This is a genomic window from Asticcacaulis sp. (assembly GCF_020217185.1).
Classification (GTDB): Bacteria; Pseudomonadota; Alphaproteobacteria; order Caulobacterales; family Caulobacteraceae; genus Asticcacaulis.
In genome coordinates this window covers 1-10,000 of sequence record NZ_JAIWNX010000236.1, presented here as the reverse complement: position 1 = coordinate 10,000, position 10,000 = coordinate 1, and the positions used below count along the sequence as shown (strand labels likewise).

Sequence of the window (10,000 nt, the reverse complement as noted above, 5' to 3'; positions counted from 1 at the left end):
TGGTCTGTTTCGGGCTGGCCTTCCGGCTGCCCGATGGCGAGGTCCGGTCTCAGGCCAATGTGCATGTGTTTGAGAATCTGGGCCGCGACTATATCCGCGAACAGTCGGTCATGTACGCCCTGCACTGGGCGCTGGAGCATCTGAAGGCCGAAGCCTAAATCTTGTTGCCATAAAGCTGCTTGGCGCGGGCCTCAAACACGCTCATCAGGCGGCTGACGGCGAGATTGAGATTGGCCTTCAGCATGGCATTGAGGATGGGATTTTTGAAATCCATATCCATGTCGAAATCGACGCGCGTACCGCCCTCAATTTCGGTAAAATGCCAGTGGCCGTTCAGCTTACGCAACGGCCCGCGCAGCAGGCCCATATGCAGGCTGAGGTCATCGGCGCGACGGGTAACGCGCGTCGAAAAGCGCTCGGACAGCATCTTGTAGCCCACCGACACGTCGGCATCGAACATATGCACCCCATCCGAGGGGGAGGAGGCATTGTAGGCGCGCAAGGCCGTAATCCACGGAATAAACTCCGGATACCGCTTCACATCGCTGACCATGTCCCACAGGTCCGACGCCGCATAGGGCAGGACGCGCTCAAGGTGAAACTGCGCCACGTCTCAGGCCCGCTTACCCGCCAGTTGCGCGTCACGCGCCGCGCGCAGACGCTCGAAATCTTCGCCCGCATGGTGAGATGAGCGCGTGAGCGGCGAAGACGACACCATCAGGAAGCCCTTGGCACGCGCGATCGATTCATAGGCTTTGAATTCATCCGGCGTGACGAAGCGGTCGATGGCGGCGTGCTTGCGCGTCGGCTGAAGATACTGGCCGATGGTGATGAAATCGACGCCGGCAGAACGCATATCGTCCATCACCTGCATCACCTCTTCCTTGGTTTCCCCAAGGCCTACCATGATGCCGGATTTGGTGAACTGCGAAGGGTCGCGTTCCTTGACGCGCTCCAGCAGGCGAAGCGAATGGTAATAGCGTGCGCCGGGGCGGATCTTCAGATAGTTGCGCGGCACGGTTTCGAGATTGTGATTGAAGACGTCCGGCTTGGCGTCGATGACGATTTCCGCCGCCCCGTCCTTACGCAGGAAGTCCGGCGTCAGGATTTCGACGGTGGTTTTCGGCGATTGCTGGCGAATCTGACGGATGACCTCGGCGAAGTGTTCCGCCCCACCATCGGCCAGGTCGTCGCGATCCACCGAGGTGATGACGACGTGCGCCAGGCCCATCTTGGCCACGGTCATACCCACGCGGTTCGGCTCATCGGCATCGAGCGGCTGCGGCAGGCCGGTCTTGACGTTACAGAAGGCGCAGGCCCGCGTGCAGGTGTCGCCCATAATCATCAGGGTGGCGTGGTTCTTGGTCCAGCACTCACCGATGTTGGGGCAGGCGGCCTCTTCGCACACTGTCACCAGCTTGGCGTCGCGCACGGTCTGGCGCGTCGCATTATAGCCTTCGGAGCCCGGCGCCTTGACGCGCAACCAGTCCGGCTTTTTCAGAATCGGGGTGTCCGGACGATTCTGCTTTTCAGGATGGCGCAGGTCAGGCTTGGAAACCGAGGCGTCGAGCCGGTTGATCAGGGTAACCATGGGGACACTTTAATGAGGAAACAATCTGTCCCTAATTGGGCTTTTTGCCCGCCATTATCAAGCCAAAAGGCCTTGTCCCTTATAACATAGGGTAACAGGGGATGGCCGAACAGTGGAATCTGGCCTAAGCTGAGCCCATGCTCATCCTCCGTCCGCTGTCGCCTTCCCTGTCCCGCCGCCGGTTACTGGCCGGTGCGGCGGCCGGCATAGGCGCTACGCTGGCGGGCTGTACGCGCAGTGACGGTCCCGACCAGACGGGTATTGCCTTTACCGACTCGCAGATCCCGCCCGGCCTGTCGCCTGACGCCTATCCGCCCGCCGGGTTCGTGTGGAGCGGTTTCAAATTCGGCACCCTGCCCGAGGCGCGTTACGGCGTCGCCGCCCCGCCGCTCAATCCGCGTGGGCATCTGCTGATACTGGCCGATGCGCGCTATCCCGCCGAAGTCTATTTCGGACTGGCGCAACAGGCGGTGTTGAACAAGCTGAGCGTATGGCTTTTCGAAGCGCCGGGTCAGGGCGGATCAGGCAAGTATCTGCTGCAAAATCAGGATATTGTCCTGCCCGACTTCAGACACCCCATTAAGGCCGCTGAGGCTTTCGTGACCGAGGTCATTCGCCCTTTGCCCGCCAAACCCCTCTATCTGTTCGGGCACGGGTCGGGGGCGCTAACGGCGCTGGCTATGGATGCGCGCAACTGGCCGCTGCGCGGCGTGCTGGCCTATGCGCCGTGGGACGCCTCGCAGTCAGCCTCACCCGCCGAATGGCACCGCGAAGACGAACCCGCCGATGCCTGGGGCAAGGTGGCGCATCGCTGGCGCATGGCCAATCCCGATCTGCGTCGCGTGCACCTGAGTGAGGGTTGGATCAAGCAGATGGGCGAGGCACGCCGGGCACTCGGCGGCTTCCGGCTGGAGCTGGGCCGCGCCTCCGCTCCTGTGGTTGTGGCCGGGACAGGCGATCTTAAGGCGCTGTGTGGCGGGCGCACTACCTGCGAGGTGAAACCCGTTGCCCGTGAAGAGGAGTTAGGTCCCGTTTTTGAGACCTTTCTAAGCCTTGGCACCTGACATAACAGCCACCTCTCAATTATTTGAACAATGTTCAATTGACTTGTGGCCCAGAGGCTCATAGGGTGTAACCAGAATTGATCGGCAGCCGCAGCGTAATGACGGCCCTTCAAGCCGGTCAAAGGGAGTGATCGCGCATGGTGCGCCCTTTTGATGTCGAAGCCGAAACGAAATCCCTGTTCGACGCGCTTCTCGACGCCGCAGACAAACATGGCAAGTCCAAGCTCATTATCGAGGATCAGGACCGCCAGCCTTCGGACTATAACGAATTTATCCTACGCACCTTCGTGCTGGCGCGCCTGTTTGACAAGGCGCTGAAGAAGGAAACGCGCATCGGTCTGATGCTGCCGACCTCATTGGGCGGGGCTCTCAGCTTCTTTGCCCTGCACGCCCACGGGCGCACGCCGGTAATGATCAACTTCACCGCCGGGCCAGCCAATATCAAGACGGGCTGCCTGACCGCCAAGGTCAAGACGGTGATTACCTCAAAGCGCTTCGTGCAGCAGGCCAAGCTGGAGGACCTGGTTGAGGCCATGGGGCATTTCGTCCGCATCCTCTATCTCGAAGATTTGCGTAAATCGCTGACTCTGCCGGACAAACTGTACGGACTGGCGGCCTCCAAACTGCCGCGCCGTTTCGCGCACAAGGCCAAGCCCTCTGACATCGGCGTCATCCTGTTCACATCGGGCAGCTTTGGTACGCCGCGCGGCGTGGTGCTCACTCAGGCCAATCTGGTGCTCAACTGCGCCCAGATCGCCGCCCATATCGAGCTGAAGCCGGAATGGGTGTGCTTCAACCCCATGCCGATCTTCCATTCGCTGGGCCTGACCGGCGGCCTGATCCTGCCGCTGTTGCAGGGGATGCGCAGCTTTCAGTACCCGTCGCCGCTGCACGTCAAGCAGATCCCCGGCCTGCTCAAGGAAACGAAAGCGTCGCTGCTGTTTTCGACCGATACCTTCCTCAATCAGTACGCCCGTCAGGCGCAGCCGGACGATTTCGCAACGCTCGCCTTCGTGGTCTGCGGGGCGGAAAAGGTGCGCGACGAAACGCACAAGCTGTTCAGCGAACAGTACGGCCTGACCGTTATCGAAGGTTATGGCGTCACCGAAACCTCGCCGGTTCTGGCGGTCAATCTGCCGACCGACAATCATTACGGCACGGTGGGCCGCGCCCTGCCCGGTATGCAACTGCGCCTTGAGGTGGTCGAAGGCATCCCCGAAGGCGGACGCCTGCACGTCAAGGGGCCGAACGTCATGGCCGGTTATATCAATCTCGAAACCCCCGACGTCATCGAAGCGCCAAAGGATGGCTGGCACGACACCGGGGATATTGTGTCGATCGACCGCCACGGCTGCATCCGCATCCTTGGCCGCGCCAAGCGGTTCGCCAAGATCGCCGGTGAGATGGTCTCGCTGACCGCCGTTGAGCGGCTGGCCGAAGAGGTGTGGCCGGACCATCGTCACGCCGTCGTGTCGCTGGCCGACGACAAGAAGGGTGAGCGTCTGGTGCTCCTGACCGATCATGCGGCGGCGGACCTGTCCACCCTGTCGGATCAGGCGAAGGAGAAGGGTGTCCCGGCGCTGGCCATCCCCAAAAAGCTGGTCAAGGTCGAGTCGATCCCCGTCCTCGGTTCGGGCAAGACGGACTATGTGACGCTGCAAAAGCTGGCCGAGGTGGTGGCCAACGCCGCTTGACAGCCGACACACGCCAGGGTTAAGGCGGAAACATGGCCATAGCCCGCACCCCCTCTCACGGCACACAGGCCGGAAGCGAAACCCGCTTCTGGACGCTGATCGCCGTGGTCATGGGCCTGCTGGTTCAGGTGCTGTTTCCGCCGCACCTTCTGGCGGCATCGCGCGACGGGTCTGGCTTTGTCCTGTGTAACAGCCCGGTGCCGGTGGTCGATACGACCCTCAGTCAGGCCGTCGCCAAGGACAAAGCCGAGAAGGCCACTCAGGGCCTCAAATGCGCCGATTGCGTGCTAGCGGGCCTGACCGGCCTGCCGCAGCCCGACCTTACGGTCGTCCCTGTCGTCTATACGCAAAGCCTTGCGCCGCTGACGCCTGCGGCGGATGTGACGAAACCCAAGGCCCGCGCCCCGCCCCGTCCGCATTCCTGCGGCCCCCCACACCTCGTCTGATCGCTTTTCCGCTCAGCGTGCGTCTCGCGCGCTGATACGTCGTGCTTTCAGACAGGTTATTTCATGAAAATCCGTATCTTCGCGCTGTGCCTCAGCGCTTCCGGCCTCGCCCTGTGCGCCGCCCTGCCCGCTTTTGCCGCCCCTCTCGCCTCCGACGCGGATGACATCCCCACCGTCATCGTCACCGGCCGCCTCAATCCCGAAGACCCTTCCGCCGTGCGCGACACCCGCGCCAAATTGTCGCGGACACCGGGCGCTGTGTCGGTCGTCGCCTCCGAAACCTATAGCAACAGCTATGCGGTCGGGATGTACGACACGCTGAAAAACGTCTCCGGCGTCTTCGCGCAAAAGAAGTTTGGTGAAGACAGCCGCTTCTCTATCCGCGGCTCCGGCATCGGTAACTCCGCGCACAATCGCGGGTCGTGGCTGTCCATCGACGGTGTGCCGGTCAATCAGGCCGACGGTTCCGGCGATTATCAGGAGATCGACCCGCTGTCGGCGCGCTATATCGAAGTCTATAAGGGCGGCAATGCCCTGCGCTTTGGCGGCGCGCAACTGGGCGGGGCGGTCAACTACGTCACGACCAGCGGCCGCAATGCCGGTTACCGCACGCTGGTGCGGCTGGAAGGCGGCAGTTTTGGTACCACCCGCGGACAGGTCGCCTATGCCGATGTCATCGGCGATTACGACCTCTATCTGTCGGCCAGCACCGTCCATGCCGACGGCTGGCGCGACAATTCCGAACAGAACGGTAAGCGCGTGACGCTGAATATCGGTCGCCGCTTCGGCGAAGGCCGCTCGCTGCGCTTTATTTTTCAGGGCAATGACCTCGATCAGCGCATCGCCGGGGCTCTGACTCTCCAACAGGCCCTGACGACGCCCAAGGTGACAACCGCCGCCAACTATCCGCTTCTGCGTTACGGCCGCAACGTCAAATCCGCGCGCAGCACGGTGCAGGGCGACTGGCAGATCAATGACAACTGGCGCGTCGAAGGTGGCGTCTATGCCGCGTGGAAGCAGCTCATCCACCCCATCTCCATCTATATTGACCAGCAATATCAGAACTATGGCGCCTTTGCCCGCCTCGATGGGCAGGGCACTGTGGGTGGCAAGCGCTACGACGTCTTTGCCGGGGTCAATTACCGAAGCGGCAATATCGACGCCCACACCTTCGCCAACAGCAATGGCCTACCCGGCACGATGTCCGGTAACGCGGTGCAGAACGCCCAGAGCTGGGACGTGTTTGCCGAAGGCCGCCTGTTCGTCACGGAGCAACTAGCCCTGATCGCCGGCGGTTCCTATGGCTGGACCCGCCGCGACTACACCAACTATCTCAATACGGCCAACAATGCCGACAAGGATTTTGACTGGTTTGCGCCGCGCATCGGGCTTCTGTGGCAAAACGCCAGCGGTCAGCAGGTGTTTGCCAATATCACCAAATCGGTCGAAGCCCCGACCTATGGCGCTCTGGTGCAGACGCCCCTGCCGCAGTTCACCAGCGTGCGGCCGCAGGAGGCCGTGACGGCGGAAATCGGCACGCGCGGCCGCTCGCAACACCTGACCTGGGATGTGGCGCTGTATCGGGCCGAAATCGACGGTGAGATGCTCAACTTCATCGTGTCGCCCGACATTCCCGCCGCCACCTTCAACGCCCAGAACACGATCCATCAGGGGCTTGAAGCTGCTCTCGACTGGCGCATCGGCAGCATCGGTAACTGGGCCGTCATGGCGCGCCAGACCTATACCTGGTCGGATTTCAAATTCGACCATGACAAGACCTATGGCAATGCCCGCCTGCCCATCATCCCCGAACACTATTACCGCGGCGAACTGGCCTTCAGCTCAAAGAGCGGCTGGCGCATCGCGCCGTCGGTGGAATGGACGCCGTCGGATGTGTGGGTCGATTACGCCAATACGCAGACATCACCGGGCTTCACCGTCTGGAACCTGTCGGCCTCCAAAAAGGTCAATGACGGGCTGGAAGTCTTCGTCGAAGGGCGCAATCTGAACGACACGCGCTATGTGTCGAGCGTCACGGCGGTGACCGACTTCACCAGGGTCGCGGCCAGTTCGCGCTCGGCCTTCTGGCCCGGCGAAGGGCGTGCCGTGTTCATCGGCTTCAAGCTGACGGGGCAGTAGCATGACCAAGGCGGCGAACGACACGGTTCGCCGCCAGATTATCGACTACCGGATGATCTGGCGGTGGCACTTCTATGCGGGGCTGGTGTGCATCCCCTTCATCGTGATCCTGTCCCTGACGGGGCCGATCTATCTGTTCAAGCCCCAGATCGAGGCGGCGATTGACCGCCCCTATGATCAGGTGGGACGCGCGGGGCGGGTTCAGCCCCTGTCTGCGCAGGTCGAAGGCGCACTGGCGGCCTTTCCCCACGCGCAGTTTCAGTCGGTCGAGGTCCGACCCGACGTCACCGATGCGGCGCGGGTCACGCTGAGCGAAAACGGCGAACGGCTGCGCGTCTATGTGCACCCGGAAACCCTGACCGTGCTGAAATCCGTGCCCGAAGAGGCGCGGTTTATGAATGTGGTCAAAACCATCCACGGCGAGTTGTTTGCCGGGCTTTTCGGCACCCTGCTGGTCGAAACGGCAGCGTGCTGGGCCATAGTGATGATCCTTACCGGCCTCTATCTGTGGTGGCCGCGGGGCACAAAAGGTCTGGCCGGAGTTCTGTGGCCGCGCCTTGAGGCCAAACTGTTCTGGCGCGATCTGCACGCGGTGACGGGTCTGTGGGTGTCGTTTTTTGCGCTCTGCCTGCTGCTGACCGGCCTGCCCTGGACGACCGTCTGGGGGGCCGGGTTCAAGGTGGTGCGTCAGGCGGTGATCGCTCAGTCGTCAAAACCCGACTGGTCCACCAGCCGTGCCGCGGACAAGGCCAGCGAGCACGCAGGCCACGGCCACGGCAGTGCGCAAGCCGGAGGCGCAGTCGATTTGACGCTTCTGGACCATATGGCGGGCGAATTGCGCGCCGCCGACCTGCCGCCGCCGGTCGTGCTGATGGCACCGGCCAAGGGCAAGCCGTGGCAGGGCGTCTCCCAGACCCAGAACCGCCCCAAGGGCGTCACCGTCACCTTTGATCACATGGGTGATGTGACGCAGATCAAGACCTTTGGCGACAAGCCGCTGATCGACCGGGTGTTCGGTGTGGGGATTGCCCTGCACGAAGGCCAGTTGTTCGGCGCGTTCAATCAGGCGCTGGGCGTGCTGACGGCGGCGGGTCTGCTGACTTTGTGCGTTTCGGCGGTGATGATGTGGTGGCGACGGCGACCGGACAAGGTGACACTGGGCGCCCCCAGCCGCCTGCCCGACGAACGTCTCGGCACGGGGCTGGGCCTGCTGATACTGGGCCTCGCTCTGTTCTTGCCGATGATGGGGCTGTGCCTGATCCTTGTGGCCCTGATCGAGCGATGGGTGCTGCGGCGTATTCCCCCTGTCCGCGATTGGCTGGGATTGACGTGATGAAAAGTAGGTTGCAAAATAAAACTAAAATTTAAATTGCGTTTTGAAATTATAATTTTTCCAATAAAATCAAAAAGCCCGCTCTGCTTCAGAGCGGGCTTTTTTACGCTTGAAAGTGAAAAATTTCGACGGGCCGCCCCAAGAAATTTTTCACAATACGGCGAAGGGGGTACATGGGGGAAACCTGTTTCCCCCATGATGGTCCTACAAATTGATCATACGACCGTCGGCGTCCAGAGAGGCCTCCAGAATCGCCTCCGACATGGTCGGGTGCGGGAAGACGGTCCCTTGCAGGTCCTCTTCCGTCGCTTCCATGGTGATGGCCAGACAGAAGCCCTGCACCATTTCCGTGACATTGGCCCCGATCAGGTGGGCCCCCAGAAGCGCGCCGGTCTTCTTGTCGAAGATCACCTTGACGAAACCGCCCGGCTCACCGGCAGCAATCGCCTTGCCGTTGGCTTTGAAGGGGAAGCGGCCGATCTTGACGTCCAGACCCTTTTCCTTCGCGCCCTGCTCGGTGATACCGACCGAGGCGACTTCCGGCGTGGCGTAGGTGCAGCCCGGAATCGGCGGATTGAGGTTCGACAGCTTCTTGCCGGCCATGTAGTCGGCCGCGTGGACGGCTTCGTGCGAAGCCTTGTGCGCCAGCCAGGGCGGCCCGGCGCAGTCGCCGATGGCGTAGAGGCCCTTCACATTGGTCTTGCCGTGGCTGTCGTTCTTGATGTGACCGCGGTCCATCTCGACGCCCAGCTTTTCCAGACCGAGGTTTTCGGTATTGGCCACGATGCCGACGGCGACGATGCAACCTTCGGCCTCCAGCGTTTCGGCCTTGCCGCCGACTTCGACCGACACCTTGACGCCCGAAGCGGTCTTTTCGACCTTGGTCACCTTGGCACCCAGACGGAACTTGAAGCCGCGCTTTTCAAAGGCCTTCTGAGCCTCAGCGGAGACTTCCTTGTCCTCGACCGGCAGGATGCGGTCCATGGCCTCGACCACGGTGACATCGGCACCCAGCGAGCGGTAGAAGGAGGCGAACTCGATGCCGATAGCGCCCGAACCGATCACCACCAGCGACTTCGGCATAGCCTTGGGCGTCAGGGCGTTACGATAGGTCCAGATACGCTCGCCGTCCGAAACCGCGCCGATGGCCGGGATTTCGCGGGCGCGCGCCCCGACCGCCAGCATGACGTTCTTGGCCTCGACAACCTGCTCGCCACCCTTGTTCAGCTTAACGCGCACCTTGGGCGCATCCTTGCCCGGCTCCAGCGTGGCGAAGCCCTCGATCACGTCGATCTTGTTCTTCTTCATCAGGTAGCCGACGCCGCCATTGAGCTGCTTGGCGACGGCGCGCGAGCGGGCGATGACCTTTTCGAAGTCGAAGCCCGGCTTTTCGCCGGTCAGACCGTAATCACCGAGGTGATTGATCTTGTCGAACACCTCGGCCGACTTGAGCAGGGCCTTGGTCGGGATACAGCCCCAGTTGAGGCAGATGCCGCCCAGCAGTTCACGCTCGACGATGGCGACCTTCAGACCGTTCTGAGAAGCGCGGATGGCCCCTTCGTAACCGCCGGGACCGGAGCCGATAACAACCAGATCATAAGACATGTTGAATCAACTCCTTAAGCCAGCATCTTGATGGGGTCTTCGAGAAGGCCCTTCAATGCGGTAATGTACTTGGCACCGACCGACCCATCGACCACGCGGTGATCGCAGGTCAGGGTGACGGTCATGAC

General features: G+C 61.9%; 9 protein-coding genes. 5 read left to right on the top strand and 4 right to left on the bottom strand.

What is annotated here, in order from left to right; genetic code table 11:
* Nucleotides 1-154 precede the first annotated feature (154 nt).
* Together LDL37_RS11730 and lipA are read right to left on the bottom strand one after the other, a co-directional pair.
* Nucleotides 155-610, bottom strand: a complete 456-nt coding sequence (locus LDL37_RS11730) for a type II toxin-antitoxin system RatA family toxin (RefSeq protein WP_290798407.1) — start codon at nt 608-610, stop codon at nt 155-157.
* Between the two features lie 3 nt (nt 611-613).
* On the bottom strand, nt 614-1,591 hold the full coding sequence (gene lipA, locus LDL37_RS11725; protein WP_290798405.1) for a lipoyl synthase: 978 nt from the start codon (nt 1,589-1,591) through the stop codon (nt 614-616).
* A gap of 137 nt (nt 1,592-1,728) precedes the next feature.
* Here lipA and LDL37_RS11720 point away from each other — a divergent pair, with 137 nt between their 5' ends.
* From LDL37_RS11720 to LDL37_RS11700, 5 genes are all read left to right on the top strand, one after another.
* The gene (locus LDL37_RS11720; RefSeq protein WP_290798403.1) at nt 1,729-2,655 is read left to right on the top strand and encodes an alpha/beta hydrolase; all 927 of its coding nucleotides are present in this window, start codon (nt 1,729-1,731) and stop codon (nt 2,653-2,655) included.
* 137 nt (nt 2,656-2,792) lie between these two features.
* Nucleotides 2,793-4,349 carry an AMP-binding protein gene (locus tag LDL37_RS11715; RefSeq protein ID WP_290798401.1) on the top strand — a complete coding sequence of 519 codons (1,557 nt, stop codon included), beginning with the start codon at nt 2,793-2,795 and terminating at the stop codon, nt 4,347-4,349.
* A gap of 32 nt (nt 4,350-4,381) precedes the next feature.
* Nucleotides 4,382-4,795: a hypothetical protein gene (locus LDL37_RS11710; RefSeq protein ID WP_290798398.1), complete on the top strand. Its 414-nt coding sequence runs from the start codon at nt 4,382-4,384 to the stop codon at nt 4,793-4,795.
* Nucleotides 4,796-4,858: 63 nt separating this feature from the next.
* Nucleotides 4,859-6,934: a TonB-dependent receptor gene (locus LDL37_RS11705; protein ID WP_290798395.1), complete on the top strand. Its 2,076-nt coding sequence runs from the start codon at nt 4,859-4,861 to the stop codon at nt 6,932-6,934.
* A 1-nt stretch (nt 6,935) separates the two neighbouring features.
* On the top strand, nt 6,936-8,267 hold the full coding sequence (locus LDL37_RS11700; protein WP_290798392.1) for a PepSY domain-containing protein: 1,332 nt from the start codon (nt 6,936-6,938) through the stop codon (nt 8,265-8,267).
* Nucleotides 8,268-8,471: 204 nt separating this feature from the next.
* On the opposite strand, the gene lpdA is transcribed toward LDL37_RS11700, so the two are convergent.
* Both lpdA and LDL37_RS11690 read right to left on the bottom strand, forming a co-directional pair.
* Complete coding sequence (gene lpdA / locus LDL37_RS11695) at nt 8,472-9,872, bottom strand: dihydrolipoyl dehydrogenase (RefSeq protein ID WP_290798389.1); 1,401 nt, start codon at nt 9,870-9,872, stop codon at nt 8,472-8,474.
* 14 nt (nt 9,873-9,886) lie between these two features.
* Nucleotides 9,887-10,000, bottom strand: a 114-nt coding sequence (locus LDL37_RS11690; protein WP_290798409.1) for a 2-oxo acid dehydrogenase subunit E2, incomplete at its 5' end; no start/stop codon positions are given.